Here is a 20,391-nt window from a genome sequence, read left to right as displayed (position 1 = left end):
TTATGGGATGTGGAAGTTGTTCTACAGGTGGCGGATGCGCCCCCGCAGGTTGCAAAAGTAATGGCTCGTGCCTTACAGGTGGCTGCGGAAAAATGGAAGTTTACGATTGGCTGTCCAATTTGGATATGCCTTCAAATTATAAGCCTTTTCCGATCATTGAAGTTAAATTTAAAGGCGCAAGAAAAGAATTCTTTGTCAATCATGACAACATTTATCTGGAAATCGGTGAGCTGGTTGCAGTTGAAGGCCCTACAGGAGGCTACGATATAGGTCATGTATCCTTAACAGGAGAGCTGGTCAGGATGCAGATGAAACGTAGAAAGACCAACGCTGACCAGGTAACCAGAAAGGTTTACCGTAAGGCAACAGAAGCGGATGTGGAAAAATGGAAAGTGGCCAAATCTATGGAGTGGGAAACCATGCATAAAGCCCGGACACTGGCCTTGGACCTCCGTTTATCTATGAAAATAAGTGATGTGGATTATCAGGGCGACAAAACCAAGGCTACGTTCTTTTATACAGCTGAAGGGCGTGTAGATTTCAGGGAACTGATCAAGAAAATGGCCGAAGCTTTCCGCATCAGGATAGAAATGCGGCAGATTGGCATGCGCCAGGAAGCGGGCCGTTTGGGCGGTATCGGATCCTGCGGCAGGGAGCTGTGCTGCTCTACCTGGCTAACGAATTTCAAAACCGTGTCTACAGCTGCGGCAAGGTACCAGAACCTGTCTTTAAATACGCTGAAGCTGGCAGGCCAGTGCGGTAAGCTCAAGTGCTGCTTAAACTATGAGCTGGATACTTACCTGGATGCACTGAAGGATATCCCTGATCGTGTGGATAGCCTGCAGACCGAGATTGGGGTAGCCAGACATCAGAAAACAGATATCTTTAAGAAACTCATGTGGTTCAGCTACCCGAATACGGAAGACTGGATCCCATTAAAAGTAGACCGTGTAAAAGAAATCATGGCCATGAACAAAAAGGGCCAGAAACCGGTTAACCTTAAAGAGGAAGCGGTTGAACTGGTAACCACCGCTGTATTGGATAAAATTCCTGATTACGAAAATGTTGTGGGCCAGGACAGTTTAACCCGCCTGGATGATAAGCCCAGGAACAAGGGCAATAAAAACAACCGGAATAACCAGAACCGCAATAAAAACAATGCAGAGCGGAATGATAAGACTGCGAGACCGGATAAACAGCCAAAACCTGCGCAACAAATAAAAAACAGGCCTGAAGGCAATAAAAAGGAAAATGTGAATGCCGGACAGCCTGGTGGAAATGCAGGGGCGCAGCCAGGTACAGGACAAGCTAACGGCGGCCAACCCTCGGGCAACAGAAACAACAGGAACCGGAATAACCGCAGGAAAAAGCCAACCGATAAGCCTACGAAATGAATAGATGGATAATTCTGCTTCTGTTTTTTGCTGTTTTAGGGCTGCTTTTTAGTGGCTGCGACCTCAATAATATAGCGGACAGCAACCAGACCATGCCGGCACGTAACTGGAGTTATGCCGATAAGGTGAAGGTGATGGTTGACATTACCGATAGCAATAAATTATATAACATCTATTTTAAACTGCGCCATACGGCAGATTACAGGTATTCCAACATTTTTATCCTGCTAAATGTAAAAACGCCAAAAAAGAAACGGAGCCGGCGTTATGAGTTTAAACTGGCCCAGGCCGACGGGCAATGGAACGGATCAGGATCGGGCAATTTATATACCTATACTTTCCCTTTGCTTACACGTTTTAAGTTTCCGGCGCCAGGTCGCTACGAGCTGGAACTGGAGCAGAATATGAGGGACAATCCCCTGAAACAGATCAGTGATGCAGGAATAAAGGTCTCTGTAATTAATTAAAGCAAGGGCATCAGTTGCTCCAATGCCATTCCACGCGACCCTTTAAGTAAGATCAGGGCATTTTTTAGCGGGTTTGTTTTCAAAAATGCAGCTGCCTCTGCCGGGGTAGCAAAAAAATGGCCCTTGTGGTCTTGTTTCGCATGGTAAAAGTGTTTTCCAATAAAAATAAGCGTAGCAATATCTAGCTTTTCTGCCTGTTCAATAATGTTCAGGTGCTGTTTGGCCGATTCTTCCCCCAATTCAAACATATCTCCGATAATCACCGTTTTGTTGCTGCCCTTTAACAATTCAATATTGGTTAAGGCTGCAGCCATACTGCTTGGATTGGCATTGTAAAAATCGCAGATCACGGTGTTACTGGCGGTTTTGGTTAACTGTGAGCGGTTGTTGTTGGGGAAATAGCCCGACAGGCCGGCATTGATCTCTACCGGGCTTACTTCAAAAAACTGGCCGATACATATGGCAGCAAGGATATTTTCAAAGTTATAAGCACCGGTTAAGTTTAAGGCGATGTAGAATTCGCCGGCCTTGCTTTGCCAGGAAAGTTCAATAAAGGGATCTGTTTTTAAGAGCTTTCCAGCTACCGTATTGCTGCTTTCAGTACCATAATAAACAACTTTGCTCAGTTGCGCTTTTTCGCTCATCTCTAATAAATAAGGGTTGTTGCGGTTGATGAACGCAAAACCCGAATGCTGCTTCAGGTAAGCAAACAGTTCTGCTTTTCCTTTTTTTACCCCTTCAAAGCCGCCAAAGCCGTCCAAATGGGCCATGCCAATATTGGTGATCAGGCCATGGGTAGGCTGGGCTATGCCACAAAGAAATTCAATCTCCTTTTGATGATTGGCACCCATTTCTATCACAGCCATTTCTATTTCGGGTCCAAGGGACAGGATAGAAAGCGGAACCCCGATATGGTTATTCAGATTGCCCTTGGTGGCAAAGGTTTTGTATTTGCGGGAAAGCACGGCATTGATCAGTTCCTTCGTGGTGGTTTTGCCATTACTGCCTGTAAGGCCAACCACGGGGATATGGAGTTGCGAACGGTGATGCCTGGCCAGGTCCTGCAGGGCGGTTAGCACATCGCTTACCAGCAGGCAACGCTCATTGGTTTGATAAGCTTCATTATCGATGATGCTGTATGCTGCACCAAGCTTCAGGGCCTCTTCTGCAAAGGTGTTGGCATCAAATTTTTCGCCTTTAAGGGCAAAGAAAAGACAACCAGGTACAATATTCCTTGTATCAGTACATACAGTGCTGTGGTTGAGGTAATGCTGATATAGGGAGCCTATGCTTGTCATACGTTAAAGTTAAAGCAACAAATTTATTCTAATGAACCCTAAACAAAGAATAATCTTTATTATTTTGGTATATTAAACAAGTATAGCCGGCCATCAAGAATAGTAATAACGAATCCAGATGATAAAATACTTTCTGTACCCCTTTTTGTTGTTATGGATGGGCGTTTTTACTGCGGATGCACAGGTGAAATCACCTGATGAGTTCCTCGGTTATGCTTTGGGCAGTAAATTTACGGCTCATGATAAAGTGCTGGACTATTTCAGGTACCTGGGCAAAGCAGGTAAAAATGTGCGGATTGTAAATTATGGCAAAACTTATGAGCGAAGGGAATTGCTGCTGGCCATTGTTTCTTCCAAAGAAAACCTGGACAACCTGGAGCAGATCAGAAAAAACAACCTGATTTTGAGCCGTGGGCAAAAGATAACGGGGAAACAGTTTAAACAACCGGCTATCCTGTGGCTGAGTTATAATGTTCATGGCAATGAGGCCAGTCCGACAGAAACGGCCTTAAAAACTTTATATACCTTGGCCGAGGCCAGGACAGGTAACATTCAGGAATGGCTAAAACGTACAGTGGTGATTATTGACCCCTGTCTGAATCCTGATGGCAGGGAGCGCTATGTAAATTATTTTAACAGTGTAAGCGGTCTTAAACCGAACCCCGATCCGATGGCAAGGGAGCATGTAGAACCCTGGCCCGGGGGGCGTAGCAACCATTATTATTTTGACCTGAACCGCGACTGGGCCTGGCAAACCCAGGTAGAAACGCAGCAGCGCCTGGTGTTATACCAGGAATGGATGCCACAGGTACACGTAGATTTTCATGAGCAGAACTACAATGAGCCTTATTATTTTGCACCTGCAGCAGAGCCGATACACCAGGATATTACAGCCTGGCAAAAGGAATTTCAGGTAACGGTAGGTAAAAACAATGCAAAGTATTTTGACCAGAAAGGCTGGTCGTATTTTACCAAGGAACAGTTTGACCTGCTATACCCCTCTTATGGGGATACTTATCCCCTGTACAATGGGGCTGTGGGAATGACTTATGAGCAGGGTGGGATTGGGGCTGGCCTGGCTGTAACTACTATTGATGGGGATACATTGACTTTGAAAGACCGGATAGACCACCATTATACCGCAGGAATGGCAACGCTGGAAACCGTGGCCCAAAATGCAGACCGCCTGCAGGAAGAGTTTAGAAAATACTTTGAAAAAGGGATGCTTGTCCCGCCCGGAATTTTTAAAACATACATCGTAAAAGGGAGCAATACTGGTCGTTTAAAGCGGATGGCTGCGCTTTTAAAGAAAAATCAGGTCGAATTTGCTTTCGGGGCAGAGGGAACTGTAAGTGGTTACAACTATGAAACAGGTAAGGTTGAGCCCTTTAAAATGGAGCGGAATGACCTGGTCGTAAACCTGCAGCAACCCCGTGCCGTGCTGGCCAATGTGCTGTTTGAACCGCAGACAACGGTAAACGACTCCAATACTTACGACATTACGGCCTGGGCCCTGCCTTATGCCTACGGTTTAAATGCTTACGCCATAAAAGAATCCATTAAGGGCAGGTATCCGTTTATGGAAACGGAACAGGCTGCCGTTGCCCTGCTGCAGCGACCCTATGCCTGGATATTGCCCTGGAATTCGCTGGATGATGCCAAAGCATTGATTGCCCTGCAAAAAACAGGGGTTAAGGTAAGGATAGCCGAGGAAAGCTTTAAGGTAAGTGGCCGGACCTATGATCCTGGGACCTTATTGGTTTACCGCTCCGAAAATGAACGTTTGGTTAAAGACGTTTCAGCAAAAATTGCCGCGGTCGAAAAAATAGCTAAAGTAGCTTTTTATCCTGTAGCGGGGGGCTTTGTGGACAAGGGAAAAGATCTGGGTTCCTCTGTTTACAGGGCCTTAAATGTGCCTAAAGTAGCCATAGTTGCCGGAGCAGAGAGTTCGGCCCAAAGTATGGGCGAGATCTGGCATTTTTTTGAACAGGAACTGGATTTCCCTTTAACCACTATTGGCTTGGATGATATTGGCAACCTGGATATCAATAAAGTGAATACCCTGATTTTTCCGGATGGGGCGTATGGGGACAGTATTGGAGAAAAGCTGCAGGAATGGATAAAGATTGGCGGCAAACTGATCCTTTTTGAGGATGCCATATTGAGTGCTGCGGGTAAAAAACCGTTCGACATCCAGAAGAAAGAATATTTTAAGGATGAACTGCCGGTTAATTCTATCCCAAAATATTTGAGCAGGAAACAAGCCAATTTATCCAATGCCATTCCGGGGGCAATTTTTAAAGTAGAGCTTGACCATAGCCATCCCATATCGGCCGGACTGGGAAACTACTATTATACGTTAAAGACTGATGACAAGCTGTATGAATTTCTGAAAAAGGGCTGGAGTACCGGTATTTTGAAACCTGGGAGTTATATGGCCGGTATTGCCGGTGAAGGCGTGCTGAAAAAACTGGGCGCAGGAATGCTTTTTGGTGTACAGCCTGAAGGGAAAGGCTGCATTATCTACATCGGGGCGAATATCCTTTTCCGCTCTTTCTGGGAAAATGGGAAACAGATGTTTGCCAATTCTATTTTTTTAGTGAATTAAAACTTTAATGATTTAGGTATTCGTAATAGCAAGTCCTCACATAGTTCACACATTCTACACACTTTCTTCACAAAAAGGTACCTGTTTGTGGGTTTGGTGTGAAGGATAGGTGAACCAGGTGTGAAGAATGACTTTCTTTGTGAAGAATCCGGTTGGAAATACATCCTGGTAGATCAGCAAGCATAAGAAAACAGACTGAATTTTACTTTATTGTTGTGCGGATGTTAGGAAGTGTTAAAAAAAGTTAAAATTTTGAAATTCAAACCGTTTGGCGCTCTGTTTGGTTTTTTGTTTTGTTATGACGGTTTTTTGTAAAATAATATTCCGAATTAAAACTTTTTTCAGTTATTTGTTGTTTAAATGATGTGTCACTGAAGTGTCATATGTGGGTTGAACTTACTGAATATGTTATGCTTGCATATCAAGTTTGGTATATTTGATCATTATTAACTAACCTAAATTTTTTATCTAATGAAAAAACTTCTACAAAGTTTGTTCATTTTTGTGTTCGTTGCGGGAGCAGCTATGGCACAAGATCGGACAATTACTGGTACGGTTACAGGAAAGGACGACGGATTGCCGGTTCCTGGAGTTTCCGTAAAAATTGTTGGTACACAGAATGGTACTTCAACAGATGCAAATGGTAAGTACGCCCTCAAAATTTCTTCGGGTGCAGCTTCAATCGAATTCTCTTCAATTGGTTATTTAACACAAACCATTGCTGTCGGCTCTGGTAATGTGGTAAATGCAGCTTTAGCTACTGATGCGCAGCAACTGGGCGAGGTTGTAGTTACAGCTTTGGGTATTTCCAGGGAGAAAAAATCGTTGGGATATAGCACAACTACGATCAACTCTGAAGAACTGACCAAAGCAAGAGAAACAAATGTTTTGAACTCACTGGCAGGTAAAGCTGCAGGTGTGAGGATTAACTCGCAGTCTGGAACGGTTGGTGGATCAAGTAAAATTGTGATCAGAGGTGTAAACTCACTTAGTTCCACGGGTAACGAACCTCTTTTTGTAATTGATGGAATGACTGTTGGTGATGCTACCGCGGCTGGCGGTACAACAGCTAAAAATGTTGATTTTGGTAACAGGATGGGAGATTTAAGTTCGGATGATATCGAAAGCATGACCATATTAAAGGGGGCTGCAGCTACAGCATTATATGGAGCAAGAGCGAGAGACGGTGCGGTTATCATTACCACAAAAAGAGGTAAAAAAGGAAGCACCAGCTCAGTAAGCGTGAATTCATCTATGCGTTTTGATAATCCCTTGGTTTTGCCTGATTTTCAAAATGAATATGCCCAGGGTAATCAGGGTGTATACAGTGCTGACCCGAATGCCAACAGTACCAGCACTAACGGCTGGGGGCCTAGAATTTCAGATGTTGCAAACCAAACATTTGTCAACTTCTTAGGTAATCGGGTTACTTTACAGGCTTATCCGGATAACGTTAAGGATTTCTTCAGGACAGGGATTTCTGCACAGAACAACATTTCATTTTCTGGTGGCGGTGACAATTCTGATTACCGGATGAGTTTTTCAAGTGCAAATGAAAAAGGAGTAATTCCTGAATCTAAACTAGACCGTTATGCACTTACTTTAAATGCCGGAAGAGATTTTAGCCCGAAATTATCATCAAGATTTTCTGGTACTTATACCAGTATCAAATCGGATGGTAGACCTGCTCAAAGTTCAAATAATACCAATGCGATCGTTTCGACTATTTATGGTCTTCCACGAACGATTGATATCGATTTATTAAAGAATAATTTCGAAGATCCGGTTACTGGATCACAGATCTTTCTGACTTCTAACCGGAATGGGAATAACCCGTACTGGGTAATGAACTACAATAAGAATGGTAATACTGTAGATCGTTTTCTTGGAACTTATAATATGACGTATAAACCGATAGACTGGATTACCATTAGTAATACTTTAGGGACAGATATTTATACAGAAAAACGTTCATTAATAGTACGCAAAGGAACTGCAGGTTTTCTCCCTGGTAATTTTACCAATTTTGACCAGCTAAGTAAACAAATCAATGACGATTTGATCGCAACTTTTGAGCAGAACAACCTCGTTAAAGACTTTAAGTTTAAGCTAATTGTTGGTGGTAATATTAACCAGAGATTTGTACAGGGAACCAATATTGATGCGGTTGGTTTAACCGTTGACGGTATATATAATTATACCAATGCTGAAAGTAAGACGCCGACACTGACCTATACCAAAAGAAGATTAATGGGCGTTTATGGTGATCTCGGTATCAGTTATAAAGATTTTTTATACATGAACATTACTGGACGTAATGACTGGACTTCTACTTTACCGGTGGCGAACAGGTCATATTTCTATCCTTCGGTAAGCGGTGGGTTTGTGTTCTCTGAATTGTTAAAAGAAAAAAATATGGACTGGCTAAGTTATGGTAAATTAAGGGGAAGCTGGGCTTCTGTAGGTAGCGATTTACTTCCATATAACTTGGACTTTCAATATACACCAATTTCAACAGTTTTTTTACAGTATGTATCTGCTCAGGCAAACGTTTTCCCTGCCGGACCGATCACAACAGCCTATACAGGCCCAAGGATTCTTCCTAATCCAAACCTGAAACCACAAAGGCAAAACTCCTTCGAATTTGGTACAGAACTGAAGTTTTTAAATAACCGTATAGGCTTAGATTTCACTTATTATAATACTACAACTAAAGACAACTTAATTCCTTTAGATGTGGCCATATCTACCGGATATTTCGCAAAATACATTAATGCGGGAGCGATCAGAAACAAAGGTATTGAGATTGCTTTAAACCTTGTTCCAATTAAAACGGCCGATTTCCAGTGGGATATTGATGCCAACTTTGCTAAAAACAAGCAAACAGTAACGGAGCTTGCTGAAGGACTAAATGAATATAGTTTAGCTAGTGGTTACAGTGGCCTACAGATCAAAGCTAAAAAAGGTGAAGTTTTTGGACTTTATGGTTCTAAGTGGGCAAGAGACCCCGATGGTAATTACATCATTAATGCAACAAGTGGTTTAAAAACAGCGGTTGCAAACCAACGTTTGGGTAATATTTATGCCGACTGGACTGGTGGTATCAATAATACTTTCAGGTATAAAGGACTTAGCTTAAGTGCGTTGCTTGATTTCCGTCAAGGCGGTGTATTCTTCTCTGGTACAGTTTCTAACTTAAGGACCAATGGTTTAGCTAAAGAAACCGGCGGTGACCGAACTATTCCTATTATTGATGATGGTGTAAACTTGGTTGGCGGACAGTATGTTAAGAATACCACACCAGTAGCCAATGCACAGGCATATTGGGCATGGGAATCAAGTACAACAAATACTGACGGAAGTTTATTTGATGCATCTTTCATCAAATTGAGAGAGGTGAGACTGGCTTATGCTATTCCTGCAAAAGTGCTTCAGGGTACATTTATCCGTGGCGCAGAATTTGGAGTAGAGGGCAGGAACTTATGGTTAATTAAAAGCCATGTACCTCACGTTGATCCTGAGCTTAACTTCTTTGGCGCTGGTTCTGTTGGTGAAGGGGTTGAATTCAACAGTATTCCTTCTGTCAGGTCATTTGGTTTGAACTTAAGGTTGACTTTATAGAAATTTTAAATATTAATATCATGAAAATTAAACATAAAATTTTAGTCAGCTCTGTACTGTTCCTCGTGGCGGTTGCAGGGGTGTCTTGTAAAAAATATCTGGATATCAACAAGAGTCCGCTTACTGCTGAAACGGTAGATCCAAAATTGCTTTTTGGTTACGCTGTTACAGCATGGGACGTAAGTAAAAACAGTGGAGACTCTTATATTGCTGTCGGCTTTATTGGTCAATCGCTTTCATCAGGAGCAGATTTTTCTGACAACTGGGGTTCTTCTAACTTATACAATGTAAGTACCAATGTTTTAGGAAATACCTGGAAAGTATATTTTAGTACTGCGGGAAATAACTTGAAACTCGCGATTAAAAATGCTGAAACAGCGAACCCCGTAAATAATAATGCTGCTGCACAATGTAAGATATTACTTGCTCAGCTGATGTATGAATGTACTACTTTATACGGGGATGTTCCATTTACACAGGCATGGGACCCTGAAAAATTCCCATATCCTAAATATGATAGTCAGCAAAGTGTTTTAGAGAGTGTACTGAGCTTGCTTGAAGAAGCGAAAGCACAAATTGATCCTTCAAGTCCCTTTAAAATTGCTGATTATGATGTGTTTTATGGTGGGAACATGTCTAAATGGACAAAGCTGGCCAACTCGATCAAATTCAAAACTTTGATGGTAATGGCTGACAAAGATCCAAGTAAAGCTGCTGCGATTGGCCAACTGGTATCTAACCCTACAACGATGATCGCATCAGCCGCAGAGAATTTGAGAGTGTTGTATACAGGAAATACAAATAACGAAAACCCTAAATTCAGATTATTTGGAGGCGAAAACCCTTTTACTTATGCAAGTAAAGCTGTTACCGATATTATGGTTCCAAAAAATGACCCAAGGTTAAAAAAATATTTTGATCTCCCAACTGGGCAAACACAATATATTGGTGTTCCTGCAAATGTTGATGCTAATGCAAGCACTTCGTTGATCAGTTTATATTTGTATAGAAAGAATGCACCGTCCTTGATTTTGTCTTACCAAGAGCTTCTTTTTTTACAGGCTGAAGCCTATGCAAGAGGGTTAGGTGTGGCTAAAAATTTAACAACAGCTAATACTTTATATAAACAAGCATTACAGGTAGCAATGGAGTTTTATGAAGCAGATCCTACTGATATAGCAAATTACATGAAAACCCCAGCCAATGGGGGCCATCTTGTAGATTTGACTACCGCTGCCGATCCTGTTAAGGAAATCCATCTTGAACAATGGGTTGATTTAATGGACAGACCTTTAGAGGCTTTTGTACAATGGAGAAGATCGGGTCCTGATGGTAGCGAAGTGCCTTTACTTACTTTGCCTAAGGATGCTACACCTGGACCCCTGATTAGAAGATTTACTTTGTCTCCTGATGAGCTTGCAGCAAATCCTAATATCCCAAATCCACAACCAAAATATTTTGATAAAATGTGGTTTGATTTGTAATTATAATAATATTGAATGAAAAGAGGGTGCCAAACGTTGGCATCCTCTTTTTTTTGCAATTTTAGATATCGACTCCTTATGGAGTTTATCTGTGTTATTAGATTGATAGTGAGTCAATACGAATGTTCTGCTCTATCTTTTGCTCCCTTCCGACACATAGTGAATTACCTCATGAACCTGCCAAAAATCAAACGCTGAACAGTCTATACTAATATTTAATACTTAGAGAGAGCTTGATTTGCACTTTATTCAGCTCCTTTAACTGACAATGTTTATTGGAGAAAAGCAATCTGTAGAATCATTATCTTTTTACTTCAAATTGAAATGTGGTGTAGTCAGAATCTCTATCACTCCTAAGTCCCTATATAATAACTATGTATTTACCGGACTGAACAGAGCTATAGAAATTAAGATTTCCCTTGCTAAGCACATCGGTTGAGAACTCAGGTATCCAGGCCAAAACAATTTTTCTATCTGGCATTTTACTATTTCTCTTGAGGATTGTTTCGTATGTAGGCGCGAAAAATTCTGTTCTCATTTGAAGCCCATCATCATCTAAAATTAGTGCATTGGACTCAATTTCATATCCTGCCATATTTTTTTATTGATTGTCATGTTTAAAATGCCATCTTCAATTCTATCATTCACAATTTAAAGGGTTGATTCGTTTGGTAGGCTCAGGAAAATACAGCGCTACTCTTTTTACAAGATAAATAGCTAATAGTGGGGGATAAATAATAGTGTGAAATCAATTTTTTTCATATCGAACCGCTTTTTTCTTGCTTAAACGAGTAAATGTGGGTTATTTAAAATTTAGGGTTACGCTTTTTTCTTGCACTGACATCTTTAATTCCCTCCCCAATACCATTGCCCGGTTGTCGTCAATATGTCCGGTAGGAAAATTAAAACAAACCGGATAGTTGTATTCTTTTACAATATCCCATATGACCTGCTCGGGGCTGGCACCAAAGGGAATCGATTCTGGCGTAATTTCATTAAAAGCACCAACAATAAGGCCTTTTAATTTGGCCAGTTTGCCACTGCGCTTTAACATACGCATCATTCTATCTATGGAATATTCATGTTCACCAACATCTTCAAGAAACAGGATTTTATCGTTATAGTCCATTTCCGATTCCGAACCTTGTACGGCAACCAGCAAAGTTAAATTGCCGCCAATTAAAAGGCCCTCGGCATGGCCACTGCGGTTTTCGAATGTACTGGTATGATGATAACTGACTGTGCCCCCAAATAAAGCGGCTTTTAAAGATTCGAGCGATGCCGGGCTTGCTTCATCAAATGTATAGGGCATTTGGCCATGAATGCTTTGTGTTTTTACTTCCGCAAACAGATGGGAGAGCAAAACGGTGATGTCGCTAAAGCCAACAATCCATTTGGGATAGCGTTTAAATGTGCTGAAGTCAAGGTCATCAATGATCCTGATGGTGCCATAGCCCCCTCTTCCAGCAATAACGGCCTTAATTTCCGGATCGTCTAAAAAGCCTTGCAGGTCAGCAGCCCTTAAAGCGTCGTCGCCAGCAAACTGGTGGTGCACTGCACTTACTGTTTTTCCCCTGATCACGGTTAATCCCCATTGTTCAAGAAGGGCAATCGCACTTTCTATGCTCCTGGGTAATTGCTTGGCCGGACAAACAATTGCAATTTTGTCACCTTTTTTTAAATACGGGGGCTGCTTAATCATTACGTAAAACACTTATCTTTGCCAAAATAATAAAAATAGTTTTGGATAACAGTAAAATAAAAAGATATACGGTAACCGCCGCGCTTCCTTATACCAATGGACCGGTACATATCGGGCATTTGGCAGGTGTTTATTTACCTGCAGATACCTATGTGAGGTACCTGCGCTCTAATAAGAGGGATGTAAAGTTTATTTGCGGCTCTGACGAAAATGGGGTACCCATTACCCTCAAGGCCAAAAAAGAAGGGGTAACCCCCCAGGTTATTGTAGATAAATACCATAAGATCATTGGTGATTCTTTTAAAGAATTTGGTGTTTCTTTTGATATTTATCACCGCACATCATCACTGATGCACCACCAGACTGCATCCGACTTTTTTGAGACCCTTTATAACAAAAGGGTTTTTACTGAAGAGGTTACCGAACAGTATTATGATGAAAAGGCACAGACGTTTCTGGCCGATCGCTACATTACCGGTACCTGCCCGAAATGTGGCAATGAAAATGCTTATGGCGATCAGTGCGAAAACTGCGGCAGTACGTTAAATGCAACTGATCTGATCAATCCGAAGTCGACATTATCAGGTGAGCCACCTGTAAGAAAGGAAACCAGGAACTGGTTTTTGCCATTGGATAAATATGAAGAGCAGTTAAGAAAATATATTGACGGACATAAAGAATGGAAGCCAAATGTATTTGGGCAATGCCAATCCTGGTTAAACGCAGGTTTACAGCCCAGGGCGATGACCCGTGACCTGGACTGGGGCGTAAAGGTGCCATTAAAGGATGCGGAAGGGAAAGTACTTTATGTTTGGTTTGACGCCCCTATTGGCTACATTTCAGCAACAAAGGAACTCTTTGAATATGCCCGTCTGGATGTGTGGAACCCAAAGGCCGAAGAATATTATATCAACCAGAGTGAGGTAGAAAAAGGCAGCTGGGAAGATTACTGGAAAGATGAAGAAACCAAACTGGTGCACTTTATAGGAAAAGACAATATCGTTTTTCATTGCATCATATTTCCGGCAATGTTAATGGCGCATGGCGATTACATTTTAGCAGATAATGTACCGGCCAATGAATTTTTAAACCTGGAAGGGCAGAAAATATCTACTTCTAAAAACTGGGCCGTATGGTTAAATGAATATCTGGAAGAGTTTAAGGATAAACAGGATGTATTGCGCTACGTATTAACGGCCACGGCTCCTGAAACAAAAGATAACGATTTTACCTGGAAAGATTTTCAGGCCAGGAACAACAATGAACTGGTTGCCATATTGGGCAATTTTGTAAACCGGGTGGTGGTACTGACGCACAAGTACTTTAAGGGTAAGGTGCCAATGTGTATGCACATTACACCGGAAGACCAGCAGGTAATGGATGAGCTGGCTGCAGCCCCGGCAAAAATCAGCGCATCGATAGAGAATTACCGTTTCAGGGAAGCGTTGGGTGAGGTAATGAATGTTGCACGCTTGGGCAATAAATACCTGGCAGACACAGAGCCTTGGAAAGTGATTAAAACGGATGAGGACAGGGTGCGTACGATTTTGAACATCAGTTTACAGATCGCTGCCAATTTAGAAATACTGATTGAGCCGTTCCTGCCGTTTACAGCGGATAAGCTGATGAAAATGCTGAACTATGGTGGGCATACGTGGGAATCGGCAGGTAACGTAAATTTACTGCATAGGGGCCATCAGCTGAATGAGCCGGTATTGCTGTTTGAAAAAATTGAAGATGAGGCCGTACAGGCCCAGATAGATAAACTGAACAGGAGCAAAGCAGACAATACTGCTGCTGCTGCGGTTACAGCACCGGCAAAAGAAAACATTCAGTTTGAACAGTTTACAGCCGTTGATATCAGAGTTGCCACGATAATTGCGGCAGAGAAGGTAGAAAAAACCAAAAAGTTGCTAAAATTAACACTGGATACTGGAATAGACCAGCGTACAGTGGTTTCTGGCATAGCCGAATTTTATAAGCCAGAAGATGTGATTGGGCAACAGGTTAGCCTTGTGGTCAATCTGGCACCGAGAGAGATCAAGGGGATTGTTTCACAGGGAATGATCCTGATGTCGGAAGATGCAGAGGGAAAGCTGGCGTTTGTGGCGCCGGTAGTTAAGCATAATAACGGTAGTGTGATCAGGTAAACGGATCACACAAAAGTTAAGATAAAACTAAACCAATATAAACCTGATGCTATGACAAGACTAAACCTTAGTTTGCTGCTACTGCTTATGGTTCATTTTGCGCATGCGCAATGGAAACCTGTTCCTGGAAAAATTTCAACAGACTGGGCAGCTAAAGTAAACCCATCCAACCCTTTACCTGAATATCCGAGACCACAACTGGTCCGTAAAAGCTGGATAAACCTTAACGGGTTATGGCAATATGCCATTTTACCTAAAGGCAGTGATAAAATACCGGTAAGCTATGCAGGGCAGATCCTGGTTCCTTATGCGGTAGAATCTTCACTGAGTGGTGTGGGCAAAATGGTTGGTGAAAACAATGTATTGTGGTATAACCGCAGCATAGACCTGCCAGCAAAAATGATGGGAGGGAAATTATTGCTTCATTTTGGAGCTGTAGATTGGTCTTGTAGGGTGTATGTAAACGGAAAGCTTGCAGGCGAGCATGCCGGGGGCTATGATGCCTTTTCCTTCGACCTTACTTCGCTGGTCAAAAAGGGTGTTAAACAGAATATTTCCGTACAGGTCTGGGATCCTACAGATGATGGACCACAGCCACGGGGCAAACAGGTTAAACAACCCAAAGGTATTTGGTATACACCTGTTACAGGGATATGGCAAACCGTATGGCTGGAAAATGTACCTCAAACTTATATTGTAGCTACCAAACAAACGCCTGATATTGATAAAAAACAATTGGCTGTTCGGGTAGAAGTTGCTGATTTACAATCGGGCGATCAGCTGGAAGTTACTGCCTGGGAGGGTGCCAAGCGGGTTGCTTTACAGGCCGGTGATCCGCAAAGAGAAATGATACTGAACATTCCTGATCCCAGGTTATGGTCACCGGAATCGCCATTTCTATATGATCTGAAAGTAGCGGTTAAGAGAAAAGGGAAAACGATTGATGAGGTTGCGTCCTATTTTGGAATGCGTAAATCTGCTATGGCTAAGGATGCCGCCGGCATACAAAGGATGACGCTGAACAATCAGTTTGTATTTCAATACGGACCTTTAGATCAAGGCTGGTGGCCGGATGGTTTATACACGGCCCCAACAGATGAAGCATTAAAATTTGATATCGAAAAAACGAAGGCTTTGGGATTTAATATGATCCGGAAGCATGTTAAAGTAGAGCCGGCCAGATGGTATTACCATTGCGATAAAATGGGCATGCTGGTATGGCAGGATATGCCAAGTGGCGATACCGGAGGAAATGTATGGGATGCGAAACCTGGTTTTATCACCGGCGGTAAGCTGGATAAGGACCGTAGCCCGGAATCGGAAAATATTTTCAGAAAGGAGTGGAAAGCCATTATGGATCAGTGCTATAATTATCCGAGCATTGTTTCCTGGGTTCCTTTTAACGAAGCATGGGGCCAATTTAAAACCAAAGAAATTGTAGACTGGACGATGAAATATGATCCATCGCGCCTGGTAAATGCAGCGAGTGGCGGAAATTATTTTATGGGCGCAGGACAGGTGCTCGACCTCCACATTTATCCGGCACCTGCGATGCCTGATCCTGCAATTTTTGGTGCCCGGCAAGCTTTGGTGTTGGGTGAATTTGGTGGATTGGGGCTGCCGATTGAGGGGCATACCTGGCTGGACAAGGGCAATTGGGGATACCAGAGTTATAAAAACAAGGAGGATCTGTTTGCACAGTATACCAAGTTTATCAGCGCTATTCCTAAATTGATCCGTTCGGGCTTATCTGCTGCGGTTTATACCCAGACAACGGATGTGGAAATAGAAACCAATGGCCTGTTTACGTATGATAGAAAAGTGTTAAAAATGCCTTTGGATGGAATGTATCAGCTGCATCGCCAGTTATACGATCCATCGCTTGTTAAATGGTAATCACTTAAAGATTAAACAGCGGATTAAGAGGTTTTTTTCTTTCCTGCTATTTAAACAAAGGGTTTTATTGTTATATTTGCGACCGTTACTTTTTAAGGTAACAATTGGTTTCGTAGTTCAACGGATAGAATAGAAGTTTCCTAAACTTTAGATATGGGTTCGATTCCCGTCGAGACCACTTCACAAGAAAGGTGCGAATTTATCGCACCTTTCTGTTAATCTGATATATTAGCCCTGCTGCCTCATTCAATTCTCCGCGACATCTTTCAATATTTAAAAAAAGGGCAAAAAGCAACTTGTGAATGTAAAATCTGAACTACTTGTAAATGATTACAGGTTGGATTTGAACCAAACGACCTTCCCGATTTTGTCGGGGTGTTCTAACCGAAGTATCACCAGTTTACGGCACCTTTTAGGTTTAATAAGCAATGGGTTAAAGGACTGGAATACATTGAAGTAATCCGCAAGGCCATTGTGGCTAAAAAAACAATTTGCATCACTTATCGCTCGTTTAAAGCCCGGCAGGAGAGTAGCTTTTGTTTTAGCGGCTATCTGCTGAAAGAATACCGCAACCGCTGGTTTGTATTAGGCGTACAACACAGGCAGGCCGGAAGGAACCTGTATAATTTGGCGCTGGACAGGATCCAATCCATAACGGATCACGAGGAGCCTTATCAGGAAAATATCACACTGGATCTGGCTACTTATTATGACAATTGTATCGGGGTAACCAAATCTCCAGAACAACGTGCTTGCGATGTTGTTTTTTGGATAGACAAGGAAAATGCACCCTATGTCGTTACTAAGCCCCTGCACCATACGCAAACCTTGTTGACTGAAGACGAAACGGGTAAAATATTCAGTATAAGGGTAATTCTGAATTTTGAACTTGAGCGGGAACTGTTGGGCTTCGGCTCCAAAATGAAAGTGCTGGGGCCAAGGATTTTGGTAAAGCAAATGAAACAGCAATTGCAAAAAGCGATTGAGCGTTATCATACCCAGCAGATCGTACAACTAATCCGGAAAATTAATTAGTAAAGCTTTTTAGTCAACGTGTGCTTTATCGCCTTCTTTGAGAGAAAAGCCAGTCAAACAAACCAGGCTCCTCATAAGCTTTAAGCCAGCTGTTGTGTTTAACGCCCTGATATTCCGTGTACTTCGGCGTTCCTTTACGGTTTTCAAGAGCTGTAATCATCAATCTGGAATATTTCACATCGTTTACATCATCCTGATCGCCATGAAAAGCCCATATCGGTATTTTATAAATCAACCTGGCCTTAGCCGTGTCTGACACAGAACATATAGGAATGGCTGCGGCAAATAAACCAGGGCGACGGGCTAAAAAATCAAAGGCCCCTTCGCCACCCATAGAGTAGCCCGTTACATACACACGCTTAGGATCAATTGGAAGGTTTTTAATCAGTAGATTGAGTTTTGCCAGTACCGACTTAGTAGCAGGTGTAGCAAGCTTAGTAGTTTCTAAGCTTGCCGGAAAGTTCGGAAACTTAACCCATACATCTTTTTTACTACACTGGGGTGCAAGAATAAAGCAGGCATATTTCACCCTTCCTGCAGAATCTGTTAAACGTTTTGGCACTCCGGTTAACTGGGCCTCGTTATTATTTCCACGTTGCCCAGATCCATGCAAGAAAACAACAATTGGATATTTCTTGTTCTTATTATAGTTTAACGGATATAAAAGCCTATAAGGTAAGCTGTCCTTCGATGTTACATATACATCCTTTGTATATGTTGAAATTTGTTGTGCTTTTACAGACTGGCAAGCCAGGATGAAGGCAATAACCAATTTCAATTTATCTACCACCATTTTAACGGAAATTCGATCTGGTCAACAGAGCTTACAATCAAGTCTGGTTTAAAGGCATAATGACTTAAACGTTCCTTTTTGGCTATACCCGATAAAACGAGAATGGTCTTATAACCCATCTGTACCCCACCCTGGATGTCTGTTTCCATCGTATCACCTATAACAGTGGTTTCGGCAGTCTCCAGGCCCAGATATTTTCTGGCCGAGCGCATCATTACCGGGCTTGGTTTTCCAATTACAAAGGCTTTTCGGCCAGTTGCCTCTTCTATCATGGCCGTAGTGGCGGCAATGCCTAAATTGCTCCATCCTGGTTTTTTAGGTGAAGGGTCTTGATTGGTAGTAATGAACTTGGCCCCGGCCAGGATCATGTCTACTGCCCGCTGTACCATTTCCAGGGTAAAATTCCGGCCTTCTCCCAATACCACAAACTCAGGGTCGGTATTCACCAGGTTGATGCCATTTTCGTGTAAGCTGGTAATCAGACCACCTTCCCCCAATACATAAGCGGTGCCATTGGCAGCCTGGTCGCCCAGAAACTTGCCCGTTGCCATGGCGCTGGTGTACACATGGTTTTCTGTTACCTCAATTCCCAGCAGCTTCAGCTTCCGTACCACATCAAGGCGGGTACGCTGACTGTTGTTGGTCATAAAAGTAAAAGGAATGTCGTTTTTAAGCAGTCCCGCTATAAATTTATCTGCGCCTTCTATCAGTGTTTCGCCACTGTAAATAACGCCATCCATATCAATTAAAAGTCCGTGTTTCATATTGTTCAATTATGGTTACAAATATGCATATATCCATTTAATCTTGATGTTAAGATTCTTGTCAATAATTTAATCTTCAGAAATTTCCACGCAGCTTTGTTTTTATATATTTGCTTTATGTCATCACACCATATCATAAGGGAAAAGCAGGAACCGGCACTGTATATCCATAATCCGGGTACTTTTAATGAAGAATACCTGGGGCAGCTGCTGGAATGGAACCCTACATTGATTGTTAATGAGCCGGTTTATGAAAAGGTGCTGAGCATGGGCTTAAAGGTTGACGCCGTAGTAAGCCTATTGGAGACACCTGCTGTGCAGGAAAATACTAAACTGATCAGAGCAAGAACAGAAGCTTTGGATGCGGTACTCGACTATCTGATTGCCGAAAAATATCCGGCGGTAAATGTAATCGATACCGAAAGTAATTTAAGGGAACTGGGCAGTTACATTGCCGAGATCAATATTGTGGTGTTTACTGCAACAGAAAAGGCTTATGCCATTAAAAAAGGCTTTAAAGTATGGAAGCCAAAAGGCAGTGTTTTCAGGATAGAAGTGGTGTCTTACTTTGAAACCAGTAACCTGATGCAGCAGGAAAACGGTGATTTTGTGGTTATCAGCGATGGTTTTGTAGAATTCAATTTCAATACGGATTATTTATTTATCAGTGAGGTGTTATGATCATTTTAAGAAAGGCAAAGGAACAGGACATTCCATCTATTCAAAACATAGCCAATAAGACCTGGCCTGAAGCTTATGGCGATATGATCAGTAAGGAGCAGATCAGTTATATGCTCGATAAAATGTACAATAAAGGAGAGCTCCTGTCACAGTTTCAACAGGGTCATATCTTTTTAATTGCTGAAGAAGATGATAAAGACCTGGGTTTTGCAGGGTTTTCGGTAATTGATTCAAAGAACCAGGTGTATAAACTGCACAAGCTGTACATACTCCCCCAAATGCATGGTATGGGCGTAGGGAAACTGCTGATCAACGAAGTGGTAAATGTGATAAAGAAAGCGGGAGGGAAATACCTTCAGCTAAATGTGAACAGAAACAACAAGGCTGTCCGGTTTTACGAAACGGCGGGCTTCAAGGTTAAAGAAACGGTTGATCTGGATATTGGCAATGGCTTTCTGATGAATGATTATGTAATGGAAAAGCGGCTTTAAAAAAAAG

At 42.2% G+C, this 20,391-nt stretch carries 14 protein-coding genes and 1 tRNA gene; 11 read left to right on the top strand and 4 right to left on the bottom strand.

The window, feature by feature from the left end; translation table 11 throughout:
* Positions 1-2 precede the first annotated feature (2 nt).
* Both HDC92_RS03595 and HDC92_RS03590 read left to right on the top strand, forming a co-directional pair.
* Positions 3-1,394 (top strand): stage 0 sporulation family protein, encoded by a 1,392-nt coding sequence (locus HDC92_RS03595; RefSeq protein WP_183872394.1) that lies wholly within the window; start codon positions 3-5, stop codon positions 1,392-1,394.
* Positions 1,391-1,861 (top strand): gliding motility lipoprotein GldH, encoded by a 471-nt coding sequence (locus HDC92_RS03590; protein ID WP_183872392.1) that lies wholly within the window; start codon positions 1,391-1,393, stop codon positions 1,859-1,861. Before HDC92_RS03595 ends, HDC92_RS03590 begins: the two co-directional genes overlap by 4 nt.
* Here HDC92_RS03590 and HDC92_RS03585 read toward each other — a convergent pair.
* On the bottom strand, positions 1,858-3,159 hold the full coding sequence (locus HDC92_RS03585) for a UDP-N-acetylmuramoyl-tripeptide--D-alanyl-D-alanine ligase (RefSeq protein WP_183872390.1): 1,302 nt from the start codon (positions 3,157-3,159) through the stop codon (positions 1,858-1,860). The genes HDC92_RS03590 and HDC92_RS03585 overlap by 4 nt on opposite strands.
* Before the next feature lie 118 nt (positions 3,160-3,277).
* Here HDC92_RS03585 and HDC92_RS03580 point away from each other — a divergent pair, with 118 nt between their 5' ends.
* The 3 genes from HDC92_RS03580 to HDC92_RS03570 all read left to right on the top strand — a co-directional run bounded on the left by HDC92_RS03580 (position 3,278) and on the right by HDC92_RS03570 (position 10,872).
* The gene (locus HDC92_RS03580) at positions 3,278-5,767 is read left to right on the top strand and encodes a M14 metallopeptidase family protein (protein WP_255484434.1); all 2,490 of its coding nucleotides are present in this window, start codon (positions 3,278-3,280) and stop codon (positions 5,765-5,767) included.
* A 471-nt stretch (positions 5,768-6,238) separates the two neighbouring features.
* Positions 6,239-9,388: a SusC/RagA family TonB-linked outer membrane protein gene (locus HDC92_RS03575; protein WP_183872388.1), complete on the top strand. Its 3,150-nt coding sequence runs from the start codon at positions 6,239-6,241 to the stop codon at positions 9,386-9,388.
* Positions 9,389-9,534: 146 nt separating this feature from the next.
* Positions 9,535-10,872, top strand: coding sequence for a SusD/RagB family nutrient-binding outer membrane lipoprotein (locus tag HDC92_RS03570; protein WP_255484433.1), 1,338 nt, complete (start codon positions 9,535-9,537; stop codon positions 10,870-10,872).
* A gap of 802 nt (positions 10,873-11,674) precedes the next feature.
* Here the strand turns inward: HDC92_RS03570 and HDC92_RS03565 are convergent.
* Positions 11,675-12,574 (bottom strand): LD-carboxypeptidase, encoded by a 900-nt coding sequence (locus HDC92_RS03565; protein ID WP_183872384.1) that lies wholly within the window; start codon positions 12,572-12,574, stop codon positions 11,675-11,677.
* Positions 12,575-12,615: 41 nt separating this feature from the next.
* On the opposite strand from HDC92_RS03565, the gene metG reads away from it, so the two are divergent.
* The 4 genes from metG to HDC92_RS03545 all read left to right on the top strand — a co-directional run bounded on the left by metG (position 12,616) and on the right by HDC92_RS03545 (position 17,655).
* Complete coding sequence (gene metG, locus HDC92_RS03560) at positions 12,616-14,724, top strand: methionine--tRNA ligase (protein ID WP_183872382.1); 2,109 nt, start codon at positions 12,616-12,618, stop codon at positions 14,722-14,724.
* 51 nt (positions 14,725-14,775) lie between these two features.
* Positions 14,776-16,620, top strand: a complete 1,845-nt coding sequence (locus HDC92_RS03555; protein WP_183872380.1) for a glycoside hydrolase family 2 protein — start codon at positions 14,776-14,778, stop codon at positions 16,618-16,620.
* A gap of 106 nt (positions 16,621-16,726) precedes the next feature.
* Positions 16,727-16,798: transfer RNA gene (locus HDC92_RS03550), tRNA-Arg, on the top strand.
* A 296-nt stretch (positions 16,799-17,094) separates the two neighbouring features.
* A complete protein-coding gene (locus HDC92_RS03545) occupies positions 17,095-17,655 on the top strand; it encodes a WYL domain-containing protein (RefSeq protein ID WP_317618081.1) in 561 nt (186 codons plus the stop codon).
* 25 nt (positions 17,656-17,680) lie between these two features.
* Here HDC92_RS03545 and HDC92_RS03540 read toward each other — a convergent pair whose 3' ends face one another.
* Both HDC92_RS03540 and HDC92_RS03535 read right to left on the bottom strand, forming a co-directional pair.
* Entirely contained in the window at positions 17,681-18,448 is a 768-nt protein-coding gene (locus HDC92_RS03540; protein WP_183872378.1) for a dienelactone hydrolase family protein, read from the bottom strand.
* Positions 18,439-19,212 carry an HAD-IIA family hydrolase gene (locus HDC92_RS03535; RefSeq protein WP_012780268.1) on the bottom strand — a complete coding sequence of 258 codons (774 nt, stop codon included), beginning with the start codon at positions 19,210-19,212 and terminating at the stop codon, positions 18,439-18,441. Before HDC92_RS03535 ends, HDC92_RS03540 begins: the two co-directional genes overlap by 10 nt.
* A gap of 117 nt (positions 19,213-19,329) precedes the next feature.
* On the opposite strand from HDC92_RS03535, the gene HDC92_RS03530 reads away from it, so the two are divergent.
* The gene (locus HDC92_RS03530) at positions 19,330-19,893 is read left to right on the top strand and encodes a thiamine pyrophosphokinase (RefSeq protein ID WP_183872376.1); all 564 of its coding nucleotides are present in this window, start codon (positions 19,330-19,332) and stop codon (positions 19,891-19,893) included.
* Positions 19,890-20,384 (top strand): GNAT family N-acetyltransferase, encoded by a 495-nt coding sequence (locus tag HDC92_RS03525; RefSeq protein WP_183872374.1) that lies wholly within the window; start codon positions 19,890-19,892, stop codon positions 20,382-20,384. The genes HDC92_RS03530 and HDC92_RS03525 overlap by 4 nt, the downstream gene beginning before the upstream one ends.
* Positions 20,385-20,391: the final 7 nt, after the last annotated feature.

The organism is Pedobacter sp. AK017 (genome assembly GCF_014200825.1).
GTDB lineage: Bacteria > Bacteroidota > Bacteroidia > Sphingobacteriales > Sphingobacteriaceae > Pedobacter > Pedobacter heparinus.
The sequence above is the reverse complement of the archived record's forward strand: the minus strand, read 5'-3'. Positions and strand labels throughout refer to the sequence as shown.

Excerpts from the sequence above, each read along its gene's own strand:
- HDC92_RS03595 (WP_183872394.1), top strand. The coding sequence starts at position 3 with ATGGGATGTGGAAGTTGTTCTACAGGTGGCGGATGCGCCCCCGCAGGT.
- HDC92_RS03590 (WP_183872392.1), top strand. The coding sequence starts at position 1,391 with ATGAATAGATGGATAATTCTGCTTCTGTTTTTTGCTGTTTTAGGGCTG.
- HDC92_RS03585 (WP_183872390.1), bottom strand. The coding sequence starts at position 3,159 with ATGACAAGCATAGGCTCCCTATATCAGCATTACCTCAACCACAGCACT.
- HDC92_RS03580 (WP_255484434.1), top strand. The coding sequence starts at position 3,278 with ATGATAAAATACTTTCTGTACCCCTTTTTGTTGTTATGGATGGGCGTT.
- HDC92_RS03575 (WP_183872388.1), top strand. The coding sequence starts at position 6,239 with ATGAAAAAACTTCTACAAAGTTTGTTCATTTTTGTGTTCGTTGCGGGA.
- HDC92_RS03565 (WP_183872384.1), bottom strand. The coding sequence starts at position 12,574 with ATGATTAAGCAGCCCCCGTATTTAAAAAAAGGTGACAAAATTGCAATT.
- HDC92_RS03555 (WP_183872380.1), top strand. The coding sequence starts at position 14,776 with ATGACAAGACTAAACCTTAGTTTGCTGCTACTGCTTATGGTTCATTTT.
- HDC92_RS03540 (WP_183872378.1), bottom strand. The coding sequence starts at position 18,448 with ATGGTGGTAGATAAATTGAAATTGGTTATTGCCTTCATCCTGGCTTGC.
- HDC92_RS03535 (WP_012780268.1), bottom strand. The coding sequence starts at position 19,212 with ATGAAACACGGACTTTTAATTGATATGGATGGCGTTATTTACAGTGGC.
- HDC92_RS03530 (WP_183872376.1), top strand. The coding sequence starts at position 19,330 with ATGTCATCACACCATATCATAAGGGAAAAGCAGGAACCGGCACTGTAT.
- HDC92_RS03525 (WP_183872374.1), top strand. The coding sequence starts at position 19,890 with ATGATCATTTTAAGAAAGGCAAAGGAACAGGACATTCCATCTATTCAA.